This is a genomic window from Kribbella sp. NPDC050241, from assembly GCF_044459685.1.
GTDB lineage: Bacteria > Actinomycetota > Actinomycetes > Propionibacteriales > Kribbellaceae > Kribbella.
On record NZ_JBITJE010000009.1, the window covers coordinates 94,411 to 118,890 of the forward strand.

Consider the following 24,480-nt stretch of genomic DNA (forward strand, 5'->3'; position numbering starts at 1 on the left):
CGCATGAAACGTTCAGTGGGGATCTGTGTGCTGGCCGTCACCATGGCCGCCGGCGTCCTGAGCGTGCCCGCGGGCGCGCAGGCCGCCGGCGATCCGACCCTCCGATCGAGCGAGTTGACGGTCACCGTCGGGGCCGACTTCCCGCGGGTGATCAAGTACGTCGACAACGCCTCCGGCCAAACCCTCGGCGGCCAACCGGACGCCGTCTCGACCGTCACCATCGACGGAGTCGCCCGTACGGCGCACCTCTCCGCGCCGCCCACAGTCGACGGCGGCCGAGCGTCGTACAAGCTCGCCTTCGACGCACTCCCCGGCGTGGAGCTGGACGCGAGCCTCAGCCTCACCGGCCGCGTCACCACCTTCGCGATCGACGCCATCCGCGACACCGAGGCGACCCGGGTGCACACGATCGACATCCCGGACCACGACCTGATCTCCGTCGCGAGCACGGATGCCGGCGCGAGCACCGCGTTCACCACACTCGACCCGGACTCCACCCGGACCGCGGACAGGATCACTCCGATCACCGCCGCGACCCCGGCCGAGCCGTCCGCGACCGGCGCGACGTACGCGTTCGTGAACACCAGCGCCCTGGCCGCCGGGATCGAGTCGAACTCCGTCTACGACAAGCCGTCCGGCCAGTCCGTCGACGACGGCGCCCGGTTCTGGCATCGCGCCCGCAAGGCCACCGACGGCAGCACCCGCGTCGGCGTGTGGAGCGGCCAGTGGACCTACCGCGCCGACACCTCGCCGTACACCGAACCGTTGCCGTGGGCCAAGATCGTGGTCACCCCGGACGCGAACAAGGACAAGACCGTCGACTGGCAGGACGGCGCGATCGCGTTCCGCTCGATCATGACCGAGCCGAAGGGCGCCGACCTGGTCAAGGACCGCGTCGTCACGCACATCCCGTTCAACTTCGCCAGCCAGGCGACGCATCCGTTCCTGCGCACCCTGGACGACGTCAAGCGGATCTCGCTGTCCACCGACGGCCTCGGCCAACTGGCCCTGCTCAAGGGCTACGGCGCCGAGGGCCACGACTCGGCCCACCCGGACTACGGCGGCAACTACAACACCCGCGCCGGCGGTCTGGCCGACCTGAACGCCCTGCTGAAGAAGGGCAAGGACTGGAACGCGGCGTTCGGCGTCCACGTGAACGCGACCGAGTCCTATCCGGAGGCGAACGCGTTCAACGAGGACCTGGTGGACAAGAGTTCCAAGGGCTGGAACTGGCTGAACCAGAGCTACTACATCAAGCAGCGCCCTGATCTTGCCTCCAGCAACATCGTGAAGCGGTTCCAGCAACTGCGGGACGAGACCGACAAGAACCTGCAGGAGTTGTACATCGACGTCTACTACCAGTCCGGCTGGCTCGCCGACGGCCTGACTCGGCAGCTCGCCGACCAAGGCTGGCAGATCGCCACCGAGTGGGCCGACCGGCACGAGCGCACCTCACTGTGGTCGCACTGGGCCAACGACCTCGACTACGGCGGCCCGACCAACAAGGGGCTGAACTCCCAGATCATCCGGTTCGTCCGCAACGACGAAAAGGATGTCTGGAACAACGACCCGATCCTCGGTCAGGCCAGCCTGGTCGAGTTCGAGGGCTGGACCGGCGAGACCGACTGGAACGCGTTCTACCGCAACATCTGGCAGAAGAACCTGCCGGCCAAGTTCCTCCAGCAGCAGAAGATCATCGACTGGAACAGCAATGACATCGCCTTCACCGGCGGCGTCCGCGGCGCGGTGGAGAACGACAAGCGGACCGTGTACGTCGGCGACGCCCAGGTGCTCGACGGCGACAAGTACCTGCTCCCCTGGGACGGCAACAAGAAGCTCTACCACTACAACCCGGCCGGCGGCCGCACCACGTGGAAGGTTCCCTCGGCGTTCTCAGCTGGAACCTTCGCGGTCTACAAACTGACCGACACCGGACGCGTGAAGGTCGCGACCATCCCGGTACGACAGGGAGCCGTCACGCTCGACGCGGTCGCGGGCCAGCCGTACGTGCTGTATCCGATCAGCGCACCCTTGCCACACCCGGCGAGCTGGGGTGAAGGCACCCACCTGAAGGACCCGGGCTTCAACGCCGGCGACCTCGCTGCCTGGAACGCCACCGGCGGGGCGACGATCGACACGCTCGAGAACGGCCAGCAGGTCGCGTCCCTCGGCACCAAGTCGTCGACTATGAGGCAGCGCATCACCGGCCTCACCCCCGGCCGTACCTACAGCGCGTCGGGCTGGATCGAGATCGAACCGGGCAAGTCGCGTCCGACCACCCTGGCGGTCGACGGCGTGCAGAACACGATCACTCGATCCACTGCGCAGAACATGGTCGCCTCGGATGACAAGCACGGCGCCTACTACCAACGCGTCCGCGTCGTATTCGATGCCAAGGGCAACAGTGCCGAGCTGGGCATCAGTGCGGCCGTTGGAGCGGCCAAGGTCCGGATCGACGACGTCCGGGTGGTCGAGACGAAGCGACCGGGTGCCGGCCTGGTCGACGACTTCGAGCACGTCGACCAAGGCTGGGGCCCGTTCGTGAAGGGCGATTCCGGTGGCGTCACCGACCCGCGGACCAGCCTGGCTCGCAAGCACGCGCCGTACACGCAGGCCGGCTGGAACGGCAAGCTCGTCGACGACGTCCTGGACGGCGAGTGGTCGCTCAAGTCGCACGAGGAGAACGAGGGCGTCGTCTACCGGACCACGCCTTCGACGGTGAGCTTCCAGCCCGGGCACAAGTACGAGGTCAGCTTCGACTACGCCAGCGGCCGCGCCGGTCAGTACGCGTGGGTGCAGGGAGTCGACCGGCCCGACTCGGTCGAGGTCAAGTCGACGCCGATCGGTGAGCAGCGGACGAAGGCGTCGTTCAGCCAGGAGTTCGTCGCCGGTTGCGGCGGCGACTACTGGGTCGGCCTGCGCAAGCTGTCCGAGGGTGGCGACCAGGCCGACTTCATCATGGACAACTTCGCCGTCACCGATCTCGGTACGACGTCTGAGCCGGCCGACTGTACGTCGATCGCGGTGTCGGGCGTGACGGGTCTCGTCTCCGGCGAGGCGAACACGGTCGTGACCACGTTCACCAACAACGATGTCGTTGCCGCCAACAACATCACGCTCGGGCTGACCGGACCGGACGGCTGGACCGTGACCGCGGCGACTCCGGCAACCCAGGCGACCGTTGCCCCGGGGGCCAGTGTGACGACCAGCTGGGACGTCACTCCGCCGGCCGGGACGCCGGAAGGAAAGTATGTGCTGACGGCAACGGGCGGCCGTGCAACGAGCGCGACGGAGGCAACTGTGCTGCCGCCGGGCATCGTGCCGCAGTCGCGGATCAAGGTGGCGGAGGTCAGCAGTGAGGACGTCGGCACCGGTGGCGCGGCCACCGAGGCGCTGGACGGAAACCCCAGCACCATCTGGCATTCCGCCTGGTCGGAGGTGCCTACGCCGGCGACGTACCCGCATCACATCACGCTCGACCTCGAAACGACGTACCAGGTGGACGGGTTCAGCTACCTGCCTCGGCAGAGTGGGACGAACGGGATGTTCAAGGGTTACGAGATCTATGTCAGCACCGACGGGCAGACGTGGGGTACGCCGGTCGCGACCGGGGAGTTCCCGAACTCGATCGCGGCGCAGCGGGTGAACTTCACCGCGACGCCGGGACGGTTCGTGAAGTTCGTCGGGACCAGTTCGCTCAACGGCGCGGTCTTCGGATCGGCCGCGGAGCTCAACGTCTACGGCACGCGCTAGACATCAGCGGCGCCACTTCCCTGTCGGAAGTGGCGCCGCTCGGGTCCTGCTACTTGGTGATGTTCACGTTCACCGAGGCGCTGGCCGTCTTCGCCGACAGGACCCGGAACTTGTTCACGCCGACCCGGCCGCTCTTCACCCACACCGGGTACGTCGCCTTGCTGGTGACCTTGGTGGTTGCCGGGAAGTTGACCCACTTGCCGTTCTCGAATCGCTGCACCTGGACCACGGTGTTGCGCGCGATCCCGCTGGTCTTGCCGGTGAACGAGACCTTGGTCCACGCCTTCGCTGTGGCCTTGTCCGACTTCCTCGTGATCGACTTCGCCGCAACTGCGGCGCTCGCGGCGGTGGTGTGCGTGCCGACCGCGTTCGCCTGCAGGGCAAGAGGAGACGCGGTGACAGCAGGAATTGTTGTGTTAAGACTGCGTCTCAGTCGCAGGGAGGACCAGTCGGGCAAGGGCACCGCCACCCGGCGCTGCCCCGAAGGTCAGTTCGGCGCCGAGCACCTTCGCGTGACCGGCCGCGATGGTCAGGCCGAGGCCGTGCCCGACGCCACGCTCGGCCATCCCGGACCGGAACCGGCGCGGGCCCTCGGCAATCAATTCCTCCGGGTAACCGTTGCCGTGGTCAACCACCTCGACGGTCCGGCCGCTGACTGTGACCTCGACCGGCGGGTGGCCGTGCCGCAGCCCGTTGACGATCAGGTTGGCCAGGATCCGCTCGATCCGGCGTGAGTCGGTCGAGACTGTCTCGTCCGGTCCGACCTGGTGGACGATCACGCTGTCCGGCGCGAGCGCCTGCTGCATCCGCAGCCGGCCGACCGCGGAGCCGACGAACGCCCCGAGCCCGACCAGCTCGAGGTCGGCCTGCTCCACCCCGGAGTCGAACCGCGCGATCTCGAGCAGGTCCTCGACCAGCCGGCGCAGCACCTTGGCCCGGTCCCGGACCAGCTCACTCGGCCGGCCGGGAGGCAGCAGCTCGGCTGCGGTGGTCAGGCCGGTGACCGGCGTCCGCAGGTCATGCGCGACATCCGCGGTGAACCGGCGCTCGGCCTCCAGCTGGCCACGCAGCGACGTCGCCATCGTGTCCAGCGCGGTGGCCAGCGACTGCACCTCGTCCTTGCCTTTGCCAACGGTGTCGGCCGCCGACGCGTCCAGATCGCCGGCCGCGATCCGGCGCGCCGTCCCCGCGACGGCGACGATCCGCTTCGACAGGCTGCCGGCCAGGATCACGCTGACCAGGGCGACCAGCGCGACCGTTCCGATCCCGCCGAAGACCAGCGCCTGCTGCAACGCCTCCATCGAGTCGTCGCTGGTGTCGTAGTCCTGCACGATCGAGAGGATCTTGCCGTCCTTGACTCCGACCGCGGCCCACATCCTCGCGTTCGGCGAACCGGTCTTGAAGGTGGCCCGCTTGCCTTCCAGCACCGCCTCCCGCAACTGCGGCGGCAGCTCGGGATCGTCCAGCTTGGACCCGAACACCGGGACCTCGTCGCGGTCGTAGCTCTGCGCCGCCAGCTGGATCCGCTCGTCCGCGAAGCTGCGGGTCCGGTCCAGCCGGGCCGACTGCGCCTGGGTGTAGACCGCGACGCAGAGGACCAGGATCGCGAGCGAGGAGACCAGCAGGAAGATGAGACCGAGCTTGCCGCGCAGTCCCACGTCAGGCCCGCAGCTTGTACCCGAATCCGCGGACCGTCTCGATCCGGTCCGCGCCGATCTTGGTCCGCAACCGCTGCAGGTGGACGTCGACCAGGCGGCCGTCCCCACCCCACTCGTAGTCCCAGACCCGCTGCAGCAGCGTCGATCGGCTGAGCACCACACCCGGGTTGTTCGCGAACTCGATCAGCAGCTTGAGCTCGGTCGGCGTGAGCTGGACGGTGCTCCCACCCCGCCGTACCTCGAGCGCCTCCCGGTCCAGCTCCAGGTCGCCGAACGACTCAACGCCGGAGCCGGCCGACGGCGCCGGGCGCTCCGGGTCGGACACCGCCCGCCGCATCACCGCCCGCAGCCGGGCCACCAGGACCTGGGTGTCGAAGGGCTTCGTCACGTAGTCGTCCGCGCCGGCCTCCAGCCCGAGTACGACGTCGAGTGCGTCGCCACGGGCGGACACCATCACGATCGGGACCGTGCTGCTCTCCCGGACCCGGCGGCACACCGAGATCCCGTCCAGGCCGGGCAGCATGATGTCGAGCATCACGACGTCCGGATGGATCTTCTCGAAGCGCTCGATCGCCTCCAGTCCGTCCTCGGCCGTAGTCACGTCGTACCCGTGGCGTTCGAGGGTCAGTTGGGTCGCCTCACGGATCACCGCGTCGTCCTCGACCATGAGAATGCGCGCTGCCGGTTCTTCCGGTACCACCGAAGTTCAGTCTCCCTACTGGTCCGTCGAGCTCACCTTGGTCATCTGCCGACCGGCCCAACGGTAAACCTCGACCCGCCGTCCGGACGGGCAACAGGGCGGGTCTTCGATCGTGAAGATCTCGGACTCCACCACCAGGTCACCCTTCGGACTGGCCGTGATCGTCGGCTGATCCACCTTCTGGCTCCAGATCGGCCGCGGGCCCGTGGGCTCGACCGCGATCAGGAAGTAGCCGAAGACGAACTTGTCCACGGTGTGGATCAAGACGATCTGCTGAGGCGTACCGCTGTGCATAACATCAACGGTCGTACCCAGGCTGAGGCAACGCTCAATCTTGGTGCAATTCGCGAGCACCTTCCGCGAGTACGCCGGCAGGGCCTTGTCCGCGAGCAGTTTCACCCGCACCTGACGCAGATCGACGGCCGCTGCGGGGGTGCTCCGCGGGGCCGGCCCGGTGGTGCCGAAGGCGACAGTCGGGGTCGGGCTCGGCGGGGGTGGCTCGGCTCCCTCGACCCGCAGGCCGCTGCCGTTCGCACAGGCGGACAGGGCGGTCAGGGCGACGACGGCCGCGACGGCAGGCAGCACGGTACGGCGGAGCAGGCCGAGCGGCGTGGAGGCGGAGCGCCCGGTTCGCCACATGCGCATAGGGCGCCTCCTACCCTGCCTCATCGATTCCCCCGGGAGATTCAGTCAACTACCTTCCATAGTGCTGGCCGGACGTCACATTCGACGGCCATGGACGTCGAATGGCCCCACCAGTTCCATTGCGGTTCAGTCACAGCCCACGGTTCGCTGCACCGGCAACGGTTCCCTACCCGGCGACGACCTTGCCCGGGTTCAGGATGTTCTTCGGGTCCAGCGCCTGCTTGATCGCCCGGTGTACGTCGAGCGCGACCGGGCCGATCTCCTCGGCCAGCCAGGCCCGCTTCAGTACGCCGACGCCGTGCTCGCCGGTGATCGTGCCGCCGAGCTGGAGCCCGACCTCCATGACCTTGTCGAACGCCTGCTGCGCCCGCTCGGCCTGCGCCGGATCGGTCTGGTCGAAGACCACGGTCGGGTGCATGTTGCCGTCACCGGCATGCCCGAGGACGCCGATCGTGATGTCGAGGTCCTTGGCGATGTCCTCGCACAGGCCGATGAACTCGGCCAGTCGCGACCGCGGGACGGCGACGTCGTCGATCATCGTCGTACCGAGCTCGTCGAGCGCGATCAGTGCCGCCCGCCGGGCCTCCAGCAGCAGCTCGCCCTCGGCCGGGTCGTCCGCCTCGATGCACTCGATCGCACCGTTGTCCCGGCACAGCTTCGCCACCATCGCGACGTCGGCCGCGCCGGCCTCACCGCCCGCGTCGGACTGGGCGATCAGCATCGCCGCAGCCTCTTCGGGCAGGTCCATCCGCTTGTACGCGTTCACCGCGCGGATCGTGGTCTGGTCCATGATCTCCAGCAGGCTGAGCGACACGCCGCTGCGGATGATCTCGAGGATCGCCTCGCCCGCCGCGGGCCCGGAGTCGAACAACGCGGCCATGGTCCGCGGCTGTGCCGCCTGCGGACGCAGCGCCAGGGTCGCCTCGGTGATGATGCCGAGCGTCCCCTCGCTGCCCACGATCAGCTTGGCCAGGTCGTACCCGGCCACGCCCTTCACGGTCTTCCGGCCGGTCCGCAGCACCCGGCCGTCCGCGAGCACGACCTCCAGGCCGAGCACGTAGTCCGTGGTCACGCCGTACTTCACGCAGCACAGGCCGCCCGAGTTCGTGGACAGGTTCCCGCCGATCGAGCAGAACTCCCAGCTGGACGGGTCCGGCGGGTAGAACAGCCCGTGCTCGGCGACCGCACGGGACAGTACGGCGTTGTACACGCCGGGCTGGGTGACGACGTACCGGTCGATCGGCTCGATCGCCAGCACCTTGTCCATCTTCTCCAGCGAGATGACGATGCAGCCGTCCAGCGCGTTCGCCGCCCCGGACAGCCCGGAGCGCGCGCCCTGCGGCACCACCGGCACCCCGGCCTCGGCCGCGATCTTCACCGCCGCCTGCACATGTGCCGTCTCCCGCGCCAGCACCACGGCAAGCGGCATCCCCGCCGGGCAGAACATCGCCCGGTCGTACCGGTAACTCTCCATCCGATCCGGATCAGTCACCAACGCCTCACGCGGCAACACCTGCGCAAGCAACTCCACCACGTCACTCATACAGCGAGCCTAGTAGCACCCCCCGACGTGACGCTCCAGTAACTGTGTCCAGTCCTGGACGAGCGTGAGTCAGCGGGTGCGGGAGGTGGCGTTCTCGGAGATTTCTTCGTAGCCGCCGCCGTAGTTGTGGTACTCGCGGCCGATGGCGGTGAAGGTGATGCTGCCGGCGGTGGCCTTGACCTTGGGTGTGCGGCAGGTGCGCTGGCCCTGGATCACCGAGCCGTTGCCGCCGCTGCTGTCACAGCTGAGCACCCGGCCGCTGTTGGCTCCGCCGTACTGGACCAGGTAGGCGTTGGCCTTCGCGTTGGCCGGCATCCTGGACACCATGGTGACCTCGGCCCAGTACTGGTAACAACTGTCGCGGACCAGGCGGACCGTGCCCCAACTGGGCGGCTTGTGATCACGCAACATCGGTGCCGACGAGATGGACCTCGCACCCGAGCAAGTGGCGGCTTCGGCCGCCTGGGCCGGGGTCGCGGCGAGGGCGATCGCACCCACTCCGGCCAGGCCCGCGGTGCTGAGCAGAATGCTCAGTGTCTTCATGACGAAACCCTTCCTGAACGAACGCCCCGACGCCCATTCACCGGGCACACTACGCGAACAGCCCCTGCCCCGACAGTCATTCCGGTAATCGGACGGCGACACACCGTATCCAGTTGCTCCCGGCAAGCTTTACCCCTCCGGGTCACCGATGTACCGGCACCGGACAGCGAAGGGGATGCCCGGCCGACGCCGCGCATCCCCTTACCCCGCCGTCGATCAGAGGTTGCCGCGTCGCTCTTGTTCGCGCTCGATCGCCTCGAACAGTGCCTTGAAGTTGCCCTTGCCGAAGCCGAGCGAACCGTGCCGCTCGATCAGTTCGTAGAACACCGTCGGCCGGTCGCCGATCGGTGCGGTGAAGATCTGCAGCAGGTAGCCGTCCTCGTCGCGGTCGACCAGGATGCCGCGCGACTGCAGGTCCTCGATCGGCACCCGGACCTCGCCGATCCGGGCCCGCAGCTCCGGGTCGGAGTAGTACGAGTCCGGGGTGTTGAGGAACTCCACGCCGTTGGCCCGCATGATGTCCACGGTGCGCAGGATGTCGTTGGTGGCCAGCGCGATGTGCTGTGTGCCCGCACCGTCGTAGAACTCCAGGAACTCGTCGATCTGCGACTTCCTCTTCGCGACGGCCGGCTCGTTCAGCGGGAACTTGACCCGGTGGTTGCCGTTGGCGACCACCTTGCTCATCAGCGCGGAGTAGTCGGTAGCGATGTCGTCGCCGACGAACTCCGCCATGTTCACGAAGCCCATCACCTTGTTGTAGAACCCGACCCACTCGTCCATCTTGCCGAGCTCGACGTTGCCGACGACGTGGTCGACCGCCTGGAACAGCCGCTTCGGGTGACCCTCGGGCCGGGTCACCTGGGTGCTCGCCGCGACGAACCCGGGCAGGTACGGACCGTCGTACCGGCTCCGGTCGATCAGCGTGTGCCGGGTGTCGCCGTACGCCGCGATCGCACCGCGGCGGATCGTGCCGTGCTCGTCGGTGACGTCGTTCGGTTCCTCGAGTACGACGGCGCCCTGGGCGCGGGCGTGCTCGATGCACTTGTCCACGTCGGGCACCTCGAGCGCGATGTCGGCCACGCCGTCGCCGTGCTTGCGGTGGTGGTCGAGCAGCGTGCTCTTCGGGCTGACGCCGCCGCTGACGACGAAGCGGGCCGAGCCGGCCTTGAGCACGAACTCCTTGTTGTCCTTGTTGCCCGTCTCGGGGCCGGAGTACGCGACCAGGTCCATCCCGAAGACGAGCTGGTAGTACTTCGCGGTCTGGGTCGCGTTGCCGACCACGAACACCACGGCGTCCATCGCGGTGACCGGGAACGGGTCGGTGCTCTGGTCGTACGGCACCAGGCCGACGAGCTGCTTGAGCTGGTCGAGGTCGAGATCGGCGTCGAGCTCTGCGGGGGTGAGGTCGGTGCTGGTCATCGTGATCCTCCCAGGTTGGGTTCGTGGCCCGAGCCTGGTGGTGAGGACACAGGTTGCGCAACACATCCTTGTTTCGCTGCGCAGGTTGTTCAGTATGCTGGCATCACTGCTGGACCATTTGGTCAGTCTGACCACTACGGGAGGCGCGGTATGTCGGTCGATGCGCTGGACGCCCGGATCCTCGGCCTGTTCGCGGCCGAACCACGGGTCGGCGTCCTCGAGGCGTCGCGGCGGCTGGGAGTCGCACGCGGGACGGTGCAGGCGCGGCTCGACCGGTTGCAGCGCGACGGCGTCGTCCGCGGCTGGGGCCCGGACATCGACACGACCGCGATCGGCTATCCGGTCACGGCGTTCGCGACACTGCAGATCGAGCAGGGGTCGGGGCACACGACGGTCGCGGCGGCACTGGCGCGGATCCCGGAGGTACTCGAGGTCCACACGATCACCGGCGCCGAGGACCTGTGGTGCCGGATCGTCGCGCGCTCGAACGCCGACCTGCAGCGGGTGATCGATCAGGTGGTGATCGTCCAGGGCATCCAGCGTGCATCCACGGTGATCGCCCTCGCCGAGCAGATCCCGCACCGCGTGCTGCCCCTGGTCGAGGCGGCGACCAAGAGCTAGGCCAAACGCTTGGCTACTTCGACTGCGGCCCGCGCAACGCGCGGGCCGACGAATTCGCGGTCGAGCTTGCCGAGGACGACGACCCCGATGGAGGCCTCCACTCCGGGTACGCCGAGGACCGGCGACGACACACCCTGGGCACCGGCCTGCAGCTCGCCGGAGGTGACCACGAACGGCCGCCCGGCCGGATCCGGCTTCCGGCGACCGGCCAGGATCGCCTTGCCGGCGGCACCCTGATCGAGCGCGTGCCGCGACCCCATCCGGTAGGAGACGTGGTAGTCGGTCCAGCTCGGCTCGATCACCGCGATCGCGAGCGCCTCGTCGCCATCCGCGACGGTCAGGTGCGCTGTCGCGCCGGTGTCCTCGGCGAGTGAGCGCAGTACCGGAAGCGCGGCGTCACGCAGTGTGGGCTGAACGCGACGGCTGTAGTGCAGCACGGCCAGGCCGAGCCGGGCTCGTCCTTCGGAGTCGCGCCGTACGAGCCGATGCAGCTCGAGGGTGTTCACCAACCGGTAGACGACGGTCCGGCTGACCCCCAATGCGCCGGCCAGCTCGGTGATCGAGAGACCGTCCGGGGCGTCCGCGAGCAGTTCGAGGACAGTGAGTCCCCGGTCCAGCGTCTGCGAGGTCTCTGCGGGCACGTTCGAAGAGTATCCGTTTTTCGGGCGCGGCCCGATGGCCCCGTATCTTGCTGCCGTGCGAAATTACTGGGCGCTCCTCCCCGCCATCGCCATCGTGATCGGGCTGACGCTGCTCTACGCCATCCCGACGCTGATCAATCCGCAGTGGACGAGCTCGGTACTGGCGCTGTTCCGGCAGGTCCCGGAGCAGCCGGATCCGGCGCTGGACCCGGCTCAGGACCCAGCGCTGCAGCCGGCCGAGGCGCGGCGCGCGGCCGGGATCCTCGGCCCGCAGCAGATCAGGTCGCGGCGCATGCTCGCCGTCCTGCTGGTGGCCGGGGTGGTCGCTCTGATCGGGTTCAACATCTCGCTGAACCGGGAGCGGAACGGCTGCTACAAGGCCGCCGAGGCCTGGGGCGCGATCCCCGGGAAAGCCGACCGCGACCCGTGCATCAACAAGATCTTCGGCAGCTTCTTCGGCGACCCCACCGGCTTCAAGCCGCTCGAGGCGAAGCCGCAGCCGATCGAGACCTACCAACTGATCCACAAGAAGCACCCGAAGTACCTGAAGTGGATGCAGAACGGCCCCAGCTACGACGACGTGGATCTGCTGATCGGCTCGGGCAGCAGCTGCTCACTGGACCTGAAGGTCGTCGAGGAGGAGGACAAGGTGATGGTCCTGCTCGACTCGGACACGCCGTGCCCGCCGGAGGACGCCATCTCGCTGAGTTCGGTGAAGCTGAAGAAGCCACTGGGCGACCGCCAGGTCGTCACCGTCGACGACAAGCCGATGCGCGAGATCAATCCTGACGCCGACTCCTGGCCGACGGTGCTGAAGAAGCTGGTCACCGGGGGCTGATCAGCTCAGCGCCCGGGTCTTGGAGTCGTACTCGCGGAACGGGCGGTTGCGGGCGAGCAGGATCAGCAGGCCGACGATGCAGACGGCCGCACCACCGAGCAGCGCGATGGTCGGGGTCGTCAGGGAGGCCGACGTACCCACGACGAAGTCGCCCAGGCGCGGTCCGCCGGCCACGACCACGGTGAACACACCCTGCAGCCGGCCACGCATGGCATCCGGCGCGGCGGACTGCAGCACGGTGTTCCGGTACGCCGAGCTCACCATGTCGGCCGCCCCCGACAACGCGAGCAACGCCACGCCCAGCCAGATCGTGCGGGACAACCCGAACAGGCCGACCGCCGCCGCGTAGACCGTGATCGCGACGACGATCGCCACTCCCTGTCTTCGGACCCGGCTCACCCAGCCGGAGAACACCACGCCGATCAGCGCGCCGATCGCCGGCGCCGCCTGCAGCAGGCCGACAGTACGGACGCCACCGCCGAAGAACGCGCCCGCCACGGCTGGGAACAGCGCACGAGGCTGGGCGAACACCATCGCGAGGATGTCCGCCAGGAACGTCGCCAGCAGTGCCGGCGCGGCCCGGAGGAACGTGAACCCCTCGAGCACCGACCGCAGACCGGCCCGCCGGACCAGCCCGGTCGGCGGTACGGCCGGTAGCCGGAACAGCGCGTAGAGCGCCGCGGTGAACGTGATCACGTCGACCAGGTACGCCGCCGCGAACCCGTGCCAGGCGATCACCGCCGCGCCGAGCAACGGCCCGACGGTGAAGCCCAGGTTGAACGCGGCCTGGCTGAGCGTGTTCGCGGCCGGCAGCAGCTCGGGCCGGATCAGCCGCGGGATGATCGCGGATCGGGCCGGGCCGTTCACCGCGAAGCACGCCGACTGGCAGGCGACGACGGCGTACAGGATCCACACCTGGCCCCAGTTCAGCTGCGACTGCAGCACCAGGATCATCGAGAGCACCCAGAGCCCGGTCGACGAGACGAGCGCGAGCATCCGCCGGTCGATCGCGTCGGCCATCGCCCCGCCGTACAGCCCGAACACGACCAACGGCACCAGCGCGCACAACCCGACCAGCCCGACCGCGAACGTCGACCGGGTCAGCGCGTACACCTGGATCGAGACCGTCACCGCGGTCATCTGCGTCCCGAGCTGCGACACCGTCGACCCGACCCACAACCGGCGGAAGTCCGGCGATTCCTTCAGGGGGCGGATGTCAGTCAGCAGCGGCACGGTGACAACTTATGTCACGACGTGAAGGCTCAGACGCGCGGGAACAGTTCGTGGTCAAGCGGTTCACCGACCGTCAGCCCGAGCCCGTCGGTGACCACGTGCCCGGCACCGGAGTACGTCGCCTCGGCGTCGACGTAGATCGCGACGTGGGCGATCCGCGGATCGTCGGTCAGGTTCGGGGTCGCGGAGTGGGCCAGGTAGGCGTTGTGGAAGGTGCAGTCGCCGGCCCGCAACGGGATGGTCAGCCGCTCCTGCCAGCGCAGGTCGGGGGCGGCCCGGAACATGTCGTCCCGATCGGCCAGGTCCTGCCGGCGCAGGTCCTGGTGATCGTGCGAGCCGGGGATGAACGTCATACACCCGCGCTCCACCGGGACGTCGACCAGCGCGACCCAGGCGGACAGCGAGTGCCGCGACCCGGCATGCGGCCAGTACGGCGCGTCCTGGTGGAACTCGGTGGCCGCGCCGTTGTGCGGCGGTTTGATCAAAACCTGGTCGTGCCAGATCCGCAACGGCACCCCGGCCAGCGCCGTTGCCGCGGCGGCCAGTCGTGGATCGAGCGTGAGCTCACGCATTACGTCGTCCTGCCGCCAGACGTTGACGTACTGGTTGAAGATCGCCGACCCCTTCGAGTAGTCGTCGGCCGCCGCGGTGGCGGCGACCGCGGCGTCGCGGAACCGGGCCGCCTCATCGGCGCCGATGATGTTCCGGATCCGGACCACCCCGTCGCGGCGATAGGCGGAAATGGTCTCTTCATCGAGTACGGCGGGTGCCGTAGGGTCGATCGTGGTCATCGGGCCACTCCTTGAAATCCGTTGGCGGGAAGGTCTTTCCAGCCTCGCCTGGATCTGTGCGCGGCGACAGGCAACCATTGACCGATGCTTGACTGATCTTGACCTCCGGGAGGCGTTCGGTGCACCAGATCCTGAGCAGTGAGGTGTTCCCGGACCAGCGGCTTCCGGTCGCCGGTGAGCGGCTCGAACTGGTGGCCGACGTCGCACCGCACAGCCACGCGTTCTTCGAGATCGCCGTCGTGCTCGCCGGGCGGGGGACCCACGTCTCGGCCGCCGGTGAGGTCCCGCTGCAGCGGGACTCGGTCGTCGTCCTCCGGCCGGGCGACTGGCACGGATACACCGGCTGCGATGGGCTCGTGGTCCGCAACGCCTATCTGGGCGCCGACATCTTCAGCCTGCTGTCCGCCGCGCTGATCCCGAGTGACGGACCGCCGACCCTGGCGCACCCGGCCGTGCAGCACGCGATGCGCTTGCTGGAGGCAAGCATCGACGAGCCGTGGACACTGGACCGGCTGGCCGCCGCGGTGAACCTCGCCCCCGGCTACCTGGTCCGGCTGTTCGGGCGGTCGGCCGGCGTCTCTCCGATGGCCTACCTGAACCGGCTCCGGGCCGAGCGAGCGGCCGGGCTGCTGATCGAGACCGACCTGCCGGTCGCGACCGTCGGCGCGATGGTCGGCTGGCACGACCCGAGCCACGCCAGCCGCCGCTTCCGGGCCTGCTTCGGCCTCAGTCCCTCCCGGTACCGAGCCGCTTTCAGACCGTAAGCAAAGATGTCTCCATGACGTCTGTGCGTACGCCTGACCCGAACCCCGGCTGGCTCTCCGACTTCGCGCTGCAAGAGACCCGCTCCCGGGTGCCGATCCTGTACGTCGAGGCCGTGCCGGCCCGTGTCGACGCCGCCGGCCAGATCGAGCACGTCGGGGTTCTGCTGCGCGGGGCGGCCGAGACCGGGCAGATCATCCGGACCCTGGTCTCCGGCCGGGTCATGCACGGCGAGTCGATCCGCGACGCCCTGCAGCGCAACATCGAGAAGGACCTCGGCCCGGCCGCGTTCCCGCGGCTGCCGATGAGCCCGGTGCCGTTCACGGTCGCGGAGTACTTCCCGCTGCCCGGTGTCACGCCGCTGCACGACCCGCGTCAGCACGCGGTCGCGCTGGTGTACGTCGTACCGGTGACCGGCGACTGCAATCCGCGGCAGGACGCGCTCGAGCTCACCTGGCTGACGCCGAAGGAAGCACTCGAGCCGGCCCTTCTGACCGACCTCGAAGGTGGCCGTGGGCATCTGATCAAGCAGGCCCTCGCCTGGTCCGGCGCCCTCGTCTGACGTCTCCGGCCGGCCGAGCCGGTCGGCGCGGGCTCACCAGGGTAGGCGGCCCGCCTCGGCATGGACCTCGCCGGTCGGACCGTCGGCGCCGAGCGTTGCCAACCGGACCGCGACGGCCGCGCCCTGCGCAGGCGTGCGGGCCGCGTCCCAGCCACCCATGTCCGTCGCGCAGTTGCCCGGGTCGGCGGCGTTCACCAGGATCCCGGTGCCGCGCAGTTCGTTGGCGAGCATCACGGTGACCATGTTCACCGCCGCCTTCGACGAGTTGTAGCCCAGGGTCAGCACGGTCGACATCCGCGACTCCGGATCGCCCACCTGCGTGAACGAGGCCAGTGACGTCGACAGGTTCACGATCCGCGCCCGCCCCGCCTTCCGCAGCAGAGGCAGCACGGCCCGAGTCGTCCCGACGAGCCCGATCACATTCGTCTCGAACGCCTGCCGCAGTACGTCGCTGTCCACCCGCGACACCGCGTCGTCGCCGACCGGGATGATCGCCGCATTGTTGACGAGCACGTCCAGCCGACCGTACTCACGGTCGATCAGGTCCGCCGCGGCCCCGACCGACCGATCGTCGGTCACCTCCACCTGGACCGCGGCCGCATCGAGGCCCTCGGCAACCAGTTCCTTCGCAGCGACCTCGCCACGCGCCAGATCCCGCGACCCGACCAACACGACGAATCCCGCCTCTCCGAGCTGCCGTGCGATCTCCTTGCCGATGCCCTTGTTGGCGCCCGTGACGAGCGCGATCTTCTTCTCCGTCATGTCCTCCAGCCTGATGAACGGCGGCGTCGCGAGGCAGAGCGAGCTCAGCCTGGGATCGGCAGTCCCTGGTTGGCGCCACCGGCCTGCTGCGATGCTGGACTGGTGGATCGGGGTCAGCTGGCGGAGTTCCTGCGAGTACGGCGGGAGCGGCTGACACCTGCCGACGTCGGGCTTCCGGCCGGACTCCGTCGACGTACGCCCGGACTCCGGCGCGAGGAGGTCGCCAGCCTCGCGACCATGTCGACCGACTACTACACCCGGCTCGAGCAGGGGCGCGGGCCGCGACCGTCGCGTCCGGTGCTGACCGGTCTGGCGCGGGCCCTGCGGTTGAACGACGACGAGCGCGACCACCTGTTCCGGCTGGCCGGTGAGCAGCCGGGTCCTCCCCCAGGTCCGCCTTCGGACGTGCGGGACGGCGTACTGCGGATGCTCGGGCGGCTCGACGTACCGGGGATCGTGCTGGACGCGAAGTACGACGTACTCGCGTGGAACCGGCAGGCGGCGGCCCTGATGACGGACTTCTCCGCCCTGCCCGTGAAGGAGCGGAACCTGCTGCGGCTGCGGTTCCTGCACGGCGATCGGCAGGCGGAGCGGTACGGGATGGACGCGACCCAGGCGTTCGCGCGCGAGGCGGCGGCGGATCTGCGGGCGGCGACCGGGACCTACCCTGACGACCCGGCGATCGCACAACTGGTGTCCGATCTGCTCGCCGGGAGCTCTGAGTTCGCCGAGATCTGGGCCCGGCACGAGGTCGCCCGGCAGCAGAGCCTGTGCCAGACGATCCTCCACCCCGAGGTCGGCCGGATCGACGTGATCTGCGAGGTCCTGGTCATCCCCGAACGCGACCAGCGGGTGGTCATCTACACCGCTGAGCCCGGCTCACCGTCGGACCACGCGCTACGCCTGCTCGACGTGATCGGCACCCAGACACTGTCCCACGGCTGAGCCCCGTCGCGTACGCCACCGACGACGGCAAGGCGGAGGTGGCTCGCCCGGACGGGACGAAGTACGCGATCGACGCCGAGGGGTACAACTCGGTTCGCTACCTGTTCGACCGTGGCCAGATCTACGACGCAGCCGGCGACCGCGACTACGGCTTCAGCCGCGCAATCCTCTGGTCCGCCTGCTCCGCCCCCTAAGCCCGGCGCTGGGTGGCCCAGTCGCGGATCAACTCGATGCGCTCCTTCAGCTGGATGGAGGAGGCGTGGGCCGCGGCTGGGCCGCCGAGCTTGCGGCGCAGGTCGTTGTGAATGACGCCGTGCGGTTGACCGGTCCGGTGGTGCCACGCGGCGACCAAACCGTTCAGCTCGCGGCGCAGCAGCGCAACCTGCTCGTGCGTCGCCAGCTCGGTCGGGGTCGGGTCCTCACGCTCGGACGACCCCGGCCGCTGCGACCGCTTCTGCGCAGCGATCGACTTCGCCTGGCGCTTGCGCAGCAACTCCCGCACCTGATCCGGCTCGAGCAACCCAGGCAACCCGAGGAAGTCCAGCTCCTCGTCGGAGGCCTGGTCCCCACCGGTCCCGTAGTCACCGCCGTCGAACACCACCCGGTCGAAGCTCGCATCCGACCCGAGCGCCTCGAACTTCGCCTCCAGGTCGTCGCTGGCACCCTCAGCCTGGTTCGCCTTCGCCAGCAGATCGTCCTCGAGCGCGAAGATGTCGCCATCCTCGTTCGTGTTCTTCCGGCCGAGTACGTGGTCCCGCTCGACCTCCATCTCGGCGGCGAAGCTGAGCAGCCGCGTCACCGACGGCACGAACACCGACGCCGTCTCACCCCGCTTGCGGGCCCGGACGAACCGTCCGACCGCCTGCGCGAAGAACAGCGGCGTCGACGTCGGCGTCGCGTACACCCCGACTGCCAGCCGCGGTACGTCGACACCCTCCGACACCATCCGGACCGCGACCATCCACCGCGACTCGTCGGCGGAGAACTTCGCGATCTTCTTGCTCGCCGACTTCTCGTCCGACAGCACCACGGTCGGCGCCTGGCCAGTGATCTCGCGCAGCGTTTTCGCGTACGCACGGGCCGTGTTCTGATCGCCGGAGATGACCAGACCACCCGCGTCCGGCATGTGCCGGCGGACCTCGGTCAGCCGCTTGTCCGCGGCCGCCAGCACCGCCGGCATCCACTCGCCGGCCGGGTCGAGCGCCGTACGCAGAGCCTGGGCGGTCAGGTCCTTCGTGAGCGGCTCACCCAGTCGCGCCGCGACCTCGTCACCGGCCTTCGTGCGCCACCGCATCTCACCGGAGTACGACATGAAGATCACCGGGCGTACGACGTGATCCTGCAGCGCGTGCCCGTAGCCGTAGGTGTAGTCCGCCTTGCTCCGGGCGACCCCGTCGTGGGCGGTCTCGTAGGTCACGAACGGGATCGGGTTGTCGTCGCTGCGGAACGGCGTACCGGTCAGGCAGAGCCGGCGGGCCGCGGGCTCGAACGCCTCCCGCACGCCCTCGCCCCAGCTGAGCGCGTCGCCGCCGTGGTGCACCTCGTCCAGGATCACCAGCGTCTTGAACCGTTCGGTCCGGACCCGGAAGGCCAGCGGGTTCACCGCGACCCCGGCGTACGTGACCGCGACGCCCTGGAAGTCCTTGTTGGTCTTGCCACGCCGGCCGGCGAACGCCGGGTCGATCGCGATCCCGGCCTTGTCGGCGGCCTCGGCCCACTGGACCTTGAGGTGCTCGGTCGGCGTCACCACCGTCACCCGCTCGATCAGCCGCCGGTGCAACAGCTCGGCGGCCACGGTGAGAGCGAAGGTGGTCTTACCCGCTCCGGGTGTCGCCACGGCGAGGAAGTCCCGCGGCTGGCTGTCGAAGTACAGCTTGAGTGCCTCCGCCTGCCAGGCCCGCAGCTTGCTGGCGGTACCCCACGCGGCGCGATCCGGATACGCCGGCGGAAGCACGGCTGGTCCAGCTGGCACGCTCGAATCCACGGACGGCATACTCCCCCGTTAGTCGACTGTCGGCCGTGCAGGAACGTTACCTGACTTCGCCGACAAACCCCGACCCGCGTGTCGCAGTACGAGCGGTCTGTGGAGAAAGTTCCCGGGTCGACTGGTGTGTCGGCCTACACTCGGGGGCATGAGTACTCAGCTGAGCCCGGGGGCCGAGACGGTCGTCGACGAGCGGACGCAGCCGGCGCCGGCAGAGCCCGGCGATCACGAGCGGTTCTCGCACTACGTGCCGAAGGACAAGCTGACCGAGGCGATGGTGATGGGGACGCCGGTCGTCGCCCTGTGCGGCAAGGTGTGGGTGCCGAGCCGGGACCCGCAGCGCTTCCCGGTCTGCCCGGAGTGCAAGGAGATCTGGGACTCGCTGAACCCAGGTGACGACGAGGGCGGCGAGTAGAGCCCGCCCAGGCGAGAGGCCGCGCCGAGCCGCGCGGCCTCGACCCGAGGTGCGCGGGCGTCAGTTCTGGGTGGGGTCGTCCGGGTACGTCGCCAGGTACGCCATCTGATCGTTCTGGCGGCGCAGGACCCGGCGCCACAGCGTGTCCGGGTGCAGGCTGAACACGTCGTCGGGTTCGGAATCGACGACGTACCAGGCGCCCTCGGTGATCTCGCCCTCGAGTTGCCCGCTGGACCAGCCGGCGTACCCGGCGAAGATGCGCATCCGCTGGATCGCCCCCTCCAGCAGCGCCGGCGGTACGTCGAGGTCGATCAACCCGATCCGGCCGAAGCACTCACGCCACCCGGGCGGGTCGGCCGTCTCGATCACCTCGGCGACGGCCAGCGCGCTGTCGGTGCCGACCGGGCCGCCCATGAACAGCACCCCGGGTTCGTTCACCGTGGTGGACCAGTCCGGCAGCACCCGGTCCACGGCCAGGTCGGCGGCACGGTTCACCACCACCCCGAGTGCGCCGTCGTCGTCGTGATCCAGCAGCAGGATCACCGACCGGCGGAAGGGCGGCTCGTCGAGCAACGGGGTCGCCACGAGCAGCGAACCGGTCAGAGTCGAGGCCGTCATACCCCCATCATGTCGTGCGCGACGCCCGTGGACCACGGAACACCCGGAACCCGAGCCAGGCGCCGAGCGCCACGCCGATCAGATCCGCGAGTACGTCGAACGGATCGCCGTCACGCTGGGGCAGCAGGAAGTACTGCGCCAGTTCGCTGACGATCGCGTTCGCCACCAATGCCCCCAGCAACCAGCGCGCCGAGATCCGCAGCTTGAGCCCGAGGAACGCGACCGACCCGAACAGGAACATGTGCGCGAACTTGTCCGCCATCGGGATCCCGACGTGCGGACCCGCCTCCCGCGGCGCATAGACGCCGTACAGCTGCAGCAGGCAGGCCGCCACGAACGCGACCCGCCACGCCCACACCGCCACTCGCGAACTGGTGTCCCCGGTCACCGTTGCCGTCATTTACAGAACCGGGGAGTCGTCCGGGAAGTTCTCGTGCGCCGGGGCCTTGCCGCCGGCCGCGTCGCGGACGGCGTGCGCCACCCTGTTGTGCACCTCCGGGTGGAAGACGCTCGGCACGATGTACGTCGCGTTCAGCTCCTCGTCGGTGACGACACCGGCCAGCGCCTTCGCGGCGGCCAGTTCCATCTCGATCGAGACCTTCGACGACTGCGCGTCGAGCAGGCCGCGGAAGACGCCCGGGAACACCAGCACGTTGTTGATCTGGTTCGGGAAGTCGCTTCGTCCGGTGGCCACCACCGCCGCGTGCTCACCCGCGTCCGCAGGGTCGACCTCCGGCACCGGGTTCGCCAGCGCGAACACGATCGCGTCGTTGTTCATCGTGGCGATGTCCGCGCCGGTGATGATGTTCGGCGCCGACACCCCGATGAACACATCGGCCCCGGCCAGCGCGCCCTTCAGGTCGCCGCTGTACTTGGCCGCGTTGGTGTTCTCCGCGATCCAGCGCAGCTCCGGTGACAGGCCGTCGCGCTCCGGGTGGATCACGCCACCGACGTCGGCGACGATCGTGTCCTTCACCCCGGCCGCGAGCAGCAGCTTCAGGATCGCCGTACCGGCCGCGCCCGCCCCGGACAGCACCACGCGCACGTTGCTGATGTCCTTGCTCACCACCCGCAGCGCGTTGTACAGCGCGCCCAGTACGACGACCGCCGTACCGTGCTGGTCGTCGTGGAAGACCGGGATGTCGAGCTCCTCGCGCAGCCGGGCCTCGATCTCGAAGCAGCGCGGCGCGGAGATGTCCTCCAGGTTGATCCCGGCGAAGCCCGGCGCGATCGCCTTCACGATCGACACGATCTCGTCCGGGTCCTGGGTGTCCAGGCACAGCGGCCAGGCGTCGATCCCGGCGAACCGCTTGAACAACGCCGCCTTGCCCTCCATCACCGGCAGGGCGGCCTTTGGCCCGATGTTGCCCAGGCCGAGGACGGCCGATCCGTCGGTGACGACCGCGACGCTGTTGCGCTTGATCGTCAGCCGGCGCGCGTCCTCGGGGTTGGCCGCGATCGCCAGGCAGACCCGCGCAACACCCGGCGTGTAGATCATCGACAAGTCGTCACGGTTGCGGATCGGGTGCTTGGCCTCCATCGAGATCTTGCCGCCGAGGTGCATCAGGAACGTCCGGTCCGACACCCGGGCGATCTCGACGCCGGGTACGGCGCGCATCGCCTCGACCAGACGGCCGGCGTGCTCGGTATCAGCGGCGGCACAGGTGACGTCGATCCGCAGCCGCTCGTGCCCGGAGGCCGTCACGTCGAGCGCGGTGACCAGACCGCCGGCCTGCTCGACCGCGGTCGTCAGCTTGCTCACCGTCGAGCCACCCGCGGGCACCTCGAGGCGAACGGTGATGGAATACGAAACACTCGGCAAGGCAGTCACGCCGGTGATCCTCTCACGTCACTGGTAAGGCTCCGAGGTTCCGTACTTTACGTGCACGGCAGGACGCTGGGTAATCCTTTACTCGGGCGGCTAGTCTTCCCCTCAGCGAAGGGAGGATCGGTGCCGACGATCAGTGATGTGGCGGCTCGGGCCGGGGTGTCCACGGCCACCGTGTCCCGGGCGCTGAACGGCAAGGCCACGGTCGACCCGGACCTGGCCGCGCGGGTCCGGACGGCCGCCACCGAGCTCGGGTACCAGCCGAACGGCCCGGCCCGGGCGCTGCGCCGCCAGGAGGCGGCCGTCGTCGCGCTGATCATCTCCGACGTCGAGAACCCGTTCTTCACCGCGCTCGCTCGCGGCGTCGAGGACGTCGCGCACCAGGTCGGCTACTCGGTCGTGCTGTGCAACTCCGACGAGAACGCCGACAAGGAGAACCGCTACATCGACATCGCGATCCAGGAGCGGGTCGCAGGCGTCATCCTGTCCCCCAGCGGTACGGCGACCAGCGTCGCGAAGCTGGCAAGCCGGGGTACGGCGTACGTCGCTGTGGACCGCCCGCTGCCCGAGCAGGACAGCGACGCGGTGCTCGTGGACACCCGGCAGGCAGCGAAGCAGGCGACCGCGCATTTGGTTGCCCAAGGCTACGAACTGATCGGCTGCATCACCGGACCCGCAGGCGTCCGCACCGCCGACGACCGCCTGGCCGGCTACCGCGACGCCCTCAGGTCCGCGAAGCGCCGCAGTACTCCCAAACTCGTTCGCCGCACCGAGTACAAGGCGGCAGGCGCCCATCGCGCCGCCCTCGACGTGATGTCCCAGCCCGAACCACCCGATGCGCTGCTGGTCGCCAACAGCGCGATGGCCGTGGGCGTACTGCAAGCCCTGCAGGAACGCGGCATCCGCCCCGGCCGCGACGTCGGCATCGTCTCCTTCGACGACGCCCCCTGGGCGGAGCTCGTCGATCCACCACTGTCGGTCGTAGCCCAACCGGCGTATGAGATCGGCGCCGTGGCAGCCCGCCTGCTACTCGCCCGGATCGCCGACAGCAGCCGGCCACCCACGACCACCACGCTCGGCGCCCGGCTGATCGAGCGGGCGAGCAGCGTACAGCTCGACAGGAGGTAGGCCGGCCGCGCCGACCGTTCCCCGCGTGGGCGGTCGTCGATCGGCTCGCTGGAGCCGGACACCTCCTGTCGAGCTGCACACGTCAGCCGGTGGGGTTCTCCTCGGCGTAGATCTTGGCTGCGTTGGAGGCGTCGATCAGGCGGGTGGGCAGCGTCTGGGACTTCTCGATGGTGCCGCAGTCGACCAGGATCTTCTTCGCCGCGGCGATCGCTTCCTTGCCGTTGGTCGGGTACGTGAAGGTGGCGCTCAGCCGGCCCTGCTGGACCGCCTTGATCCCACCGGACGGGATCGGCAGCGCGTCGATGCCGGTGAACTTCATCTCCTTCTCCCGGCCGACCGCCTTCGCGGCCAGGTACGCACCCTCGGCCATCGGGTCGTTGTGGGAGTAGACCACGTCGATCTTCGGGTTCGCCTTCAACAGCGCGTCCATCTGGGCCTGGCCCTTCTCCCGCAGCCAGTCGCCACTCGCGGCGGCGATCACCTTGACCTTCGGGTTGCCCTTGATGCCGGCCAGGAAGCCCTCGTGCCGCTCGGCCTGCGGGGTGGCGCCGGCCAGCCCTTTCAGCTCGACCACATTGCCACCATCCGGCAGCAGCTTCTCGGCGATGTACTTGCCGGCCTCGGTACCGATCTGCACGTTGTCGCCACCGATGAAGCCGGTGTACGCATCACCCTCGACCTTGCGGTCCAGCACGACCACCGGGATGCCCTTGTCGTAGGCCTTCTTCACGACCGCGGTCAGCGGCTTGGCCTCGTTCGGGCTGATGATCAGCAGGTCGATCTGCTGGGTGATGTAGTTCTCCACGTCGGCGACCTGCTTGGCGTTGTCCTGCGCCGCGTCGGCGAACTTCACCTCGAACTGCGGCACCGTCGCCGCGGCCGCCTTGATGTCGTCGTCCATCCGCTGCCGGTACGGCTCGGCCACGTTCGCCTGGCTCATCCCGATCGTGTACTTGCCGTCGGCCCCCTTGCAGGACTTCGACGCACCCGCCTGCGGGCTGTCCGACGTCCGTTCGTTGGTCGTGCCACAGCCGGCCAGTACCAGGGCGGCGATCGCCGCGGCGGCCAGCGGAATCTTCACAGAGCGCATG

At 69.0% G+C, this 24,480-nt stretch carries 25 protein-coding genes; 9 read left to right on the forward strand and 16 right to left on the reverse strand.

What is annotated here, in order from left to right:
- Window positions 1-3 precede the first annotated feature (3 nt).
- Window positions 4-3,753: an endo-alpha-N-acetylgalactosaminidase family protein gene (locus ACIBG5_RS33155; protein WP_396395470.1), complete on the forward strand. Its 3,750-nt coding sequence runs from the start codon at window positions 4-6 to the stop codon at window positions 3,751-3,753.
- Window positions 3,754-3,802: 49 nt separating this feature from the next.
- Here ACIBG5_RS33155 and ACIBG5_RS33160 read toward each other — a convergent pair whose 3' ends face one another.
- From ACIBG5_RS33160 to hppD, 7 genes are all read right to left on the reverse strand, one after another.
- Window positions 3,803-4,222 (reverse strand): hypothetical protein, encoded by a 420-nt coding sequence (locus ACIBG5_RS33160; protein WP_396395471.1) that lies wholly within the window; start codon window positions 4,220-4,222, stop codon window positions 3,803-3,805.
- Window positions 4,170-5,411 (reverse strand): ATP-binding protein, encoded by a 1,242-nt coding sequence (locus ACIBG5_RS33165; RefSeq protein ID WP_396395472.1) that lies wholly within the window; start codon window positions 5,409-5,411, stop codon window positions 4,170-4,172. Before ACIBG5_RS33165 ends, ACIBG5_RS33160 begins: the two co-directional genes overlap by 53 nt.
- A gap of 1 nt (window position 5,412) precedes the next feature.
- Window positions 5,413-6,111 (reverse strand): two-component system response regulator CseB, encoded by a 699-nt coding sequence (gene cseB / locus ACIBG5_RS33170; protein ID WP_396395473.1) that lies wholly within the window; start codon window positions 6,109-6,111, stop codon window positions 5,413-5,415.
- 15 nt (window positions 6,112-6,126) lie between these two features.
- Entirely contained in the window at window positions 6,127-6,756 is a 630-nt protein-coding gene (locus ACIBG5_RS33175; RefSeq protein ID WP_396395474.1) for a hypothetical protein, read from the reverse strand.
- A gap of 166 nt (window positions 6,757-6,922) precedes the next feature.
- A complete protein-coding gene (locus ACIBG5_RS33180; protein ID WP_396395475.1) occupies window positions 6,923-8,299 on the reverse strand; it encodes an FAD-binding oxidoreductase in 1,377 nt (458 codons plus the stop codon).
- Window positions 8,300-8,368: 69 nt separating this feature from the next.
- Entirely contained in the window at window positions 8,369-8,842 is a 474-nt protein-coding gene (locus tag ACIBG5_RS33185; protein ID WP_360453399.1) for a hypothetical protein, read from the reverse strand.
- 216 nt (window positions 8,843-9,058) lie between these two features.
- On the reverse strand, window positions 9,059-10,261 hold the full coding sequence (gene hppD, locus ACIBG5_RS33190) for a 4-hydroxyphenylpyruvate dioxygenase (protein ID WP_396395476.1): 1,203 nt from the start codon (window positions 10,259-10,261) through the stop codon (window positions 9,059-9,061).
- Between the two features lie 150 nt (window positions 10,262-10,411).
- On the opposite strand from hppD, the gene ACIBG5_RS33195 reads away from it, so the two are divergent.
- Window positions 10,412-10,882 (forward strand): Lrp/AsnC family transcriptional regulator, encoded by a 471-nt coding sequence (locus ACIBG5_RS33195; RefSeq protein WP_360453405.1) that lies wholly within the window; start codon window positions 10,412-10,414, stop codon window positions 10,880-10,882.
- On the opposite strand, the gene ACIBG5_RS33200 is transcribed toward ACIBG5_RS33195, so the two are convergent.
- A complete protein-coding gene (locus tag ACIBG5_RS33200) occupies window positions 10,879-11,523 on the reverse strand; it encodes an IclR family transcriptional regulator (RefSeq protein ID WP_396395477.1) in 645 nt (214 codons plus the stop codon). The genes ACIBG5_RS33195 and ACIBG5_RS33200 overlap by 4 nt on opposite strands.
- 55 nt (window positions 11,524-11,578) lie before the next feature.
- Between ACIBG5_RS33200 and ACIBG5_RS33205 the strand changes: the two genes are divergently transcribed.
- Window positions 11,579-12,361 (forward strand): hypothetical protein, encoded by a 783-nt coding sequence (locus tag ACIBG5_RS33205; RefSeq protein WP_396395478.1) that lies wholly within the window; start codon window positions 11,579-11,581, stop codon window positions 12,359-12,361.
- Here the strand turns inward: ACIBG5_RS33205 and ACIBG5_RS33210 are convergent, their stop codons facing one another.
- Window positions 12,362-13,594: an MFS transporter gene (locus tag ACIBG5_RS33210; protein WP_396395479.1), complete on the reverse strand. Its 1,233-nt coding sequence runs from the start codon at window positions 13,592-13,594 to the stop codon at window positions 12,362-12,364.
- Window positions 13,595-13,623: 29 nt separating this feature from the next.
- Complete coding sequence (locus ACIBG5_RS33215) at window positions 13,624-14,385, reverse strand: phytanoyl-CoA dioxygenase family protein (RefSeq protein ID WP_396395480.1); 762 nt, start codon at window positions 14,383-14,385, stop codon at window positions 13,624-13,626.
- Between the two features lie 119 nt (window positions 14,386-14,504).
- On the opposite strand from ACIBG5_RS33215, the gene ACIBG5_RS33220 reads away from it, so the two are divergent.
- Both ACIBG5_RS33220 and ACIBG5_RS33225 read left to right on the forward strand, forming a co-directional pair.
- Window positions 14,505-15,149 (forward strand): helix-turn-helix domain-containing protein, encoded by a 645-nt coding sequence (locus tag ACIBG5_RS33220; protein ID WP_396395481.1) that lies wholly within the window; start codon window positions 14,505-14,507, stop codon window positions 15,147-15,149.
- 14 nt (window positions 15,150-15,163) lie between these two features.
- A complete protein-coding gene (locus ACIBG5_RS33225) occupies window positions 15,164-15,709 on the forward strand; it encodes an NUDIX hydrolase family protein (RefSeq protein WP_360453422.1) in 546 nt (181 codons plus the stop codon).
- A gap of 33 nt (window positions 15,710-15,742) precedes the next feature.
- On the opposite strand, the gene ACIBG5_RS33230 is transcribed toward ACIBG5_RS33225, so the two are convergent.
- The gene (locus ACIBG5_RS33230; RefSeq protein ID WP_396395482.1) at window positions 15,743-16,471 is read right to left on the reverse strand and encodes an SDR family oxidoreductase; all 729 of its coding nucleotides are present in this window, start codon (window positions 16,469-16,471) and stop codon (window positions 15,743-15,745) included.
- Window positions 16,472-16,573: 102 nt separating this feature from the next.
- Between ACIBG5_RS33230 and ACIBG5_RS33235 the strand changes: the two genes are divergently transcribed.
- Together ACIBG5_RS33235 and ACIBG5_RS33240 are read left to right on the forward strand one after the other, a co-directional pair.
- Window positions 16,574-17,416 carry a helix-turn-helix transcriptional regulator gene (locus ACIBG5_RS33235; RefSeq protein ID WP_396395483.1) on the forward strand — a complete coding sequence of 281 codons (843 nt, stop codon included), beginning with the start codon at window positions 16,574-16,576 and terminating at the stop codon, window positions 17,414-17,416.
- A 38-nt stretch (window positions 17,417-17,454) separates the two neighbouring features.
- Window positions 17,455-17,610, forward strand: coding sequence for a hypothetical protein (locus ACIBG5_RS33240; RefSeq protein WP_396395484.1), 156 nt, complete (start codon window positions 17,455-17,457; stop codon window positions 17,608-17,610).
- On the opposite strand, the gene ACIBG5_RS33245 is transcribed toward ACIBG5_RS33240, so the two are convergent.
- The gene (locus ACIBG5_RS33245; protein ID WP_360445151.1) at window positions 17,607-19,409 is read right to left on the reverse strand and encodes a DEAD/DEAH box helicase; all 1,803 of its coding nucleotides are present in this window, start codon (window positions 19,407-19,409) and stop codon (window positions 17,607-17,609) included. The two genes, ACIBG5_RS33240 and ACIBG5_RS33245, sit on opposite strands and share 4 nt — an antisense overlap.
- Window positions 19,410-19,548: 139 nt before the next feature.
- Here ACIBG5_RS33245 and ACIBG5_RS33250 point away from each other — a divergent pair, with 139 nt between their 5' ends.
- Entirely contained in the window at window positions 19,549-19,815 is a 267-nt protein-coding gene (locus ACIBG5_RS33250) for a DUF3039 domain-containing protein (RefSeq protein ID WP_131517534.1), read from the forward strand.
- 60 nt (window positions 19,816-19,875) lie between these two features.
- Here the strand turns inward: ACIBG5_RS33250 and ACIBG5_RS33255 are convergent, their stop codons facing one another.
- The 3 genes from ACIBG5_RS33255 to ACIBG5_RS33265 are packed head-to-tail and all read right to left on the reverse strand — an operon-like array spanning window position 19,876 to window position 22,264.
- Window positions 19,876-20,433, reverse strand: coding sequence for a YqgE/AlgH family protein (locus ACIBG5_RS33255; RefSeq protein ID WP_396395485.1), 558 nt, complete (start codon window positions 20,431-20,433; stop codon window positions 19,876-19,878).
- Between the two features lie 7 nt (window positions 20,434-20,440).
- The gene (locus ACIBG5_RS33260) at window positions 20,441-20,833 is read right to left on the reverse strand and encodes a VanZ family protein (RefSeq protein ID WP_396395486.1); all 393 of its coding nucleotides are present in this window, start codon (window positions 20,831-20,833) and stop codon (window positions 20,441-20,443) included.
- Window positions 20,834-22,264: an NAD-dependent malic enzyme gene (locus ACIBG5_RS33265; RefSeq protein ID WP_396395487.1), complete on the reverse strand. Its 1,431-nt coding sequence runs from the start codon at window positions 22,262-22,264 to the stop codon at window positions 20,834-20,836. It lies immediately after the preceding gene.
- Window positions 22,265-22,384: 120 nt separating this feature from the next.
- Between ACIBG5_RS33265 and ACIBG5_RS33270 the strand changes: the two genes are divergently transcribed.
- On the forward strand, window positions 22,385-23,389 hold the full coding sequence (locus ACIBG5_RS33270; protein ID WP_396395488.1) for a LacI family DNA-binding transcriptional regulator: 1,005 nt from the start codon (window positions 22,385-22,387) through the stop codon (window positions 23,387-23,389).
- A gap of 82 nt (window positions 23,390-23,471) precedes the next feature.
- Here ACIBG5_RS33270 and ACIBG5_RS33275 read toward each other — a convergent pair whose 3' ends face one another.
- Complete coding sequence (locus ACIBG5_RS33275; RefSeq protein ID WP_396395489.1) at window positions 23,472-24,479, reverse strand: substrate-binding domain-containing protein; 1,008 nt, start codon at window positions 24,477-24,479, stop codon at window positions 23,472-23,474.
- Between the last annotated feature and the right edge of the window lies 1 nt (window position 24,480).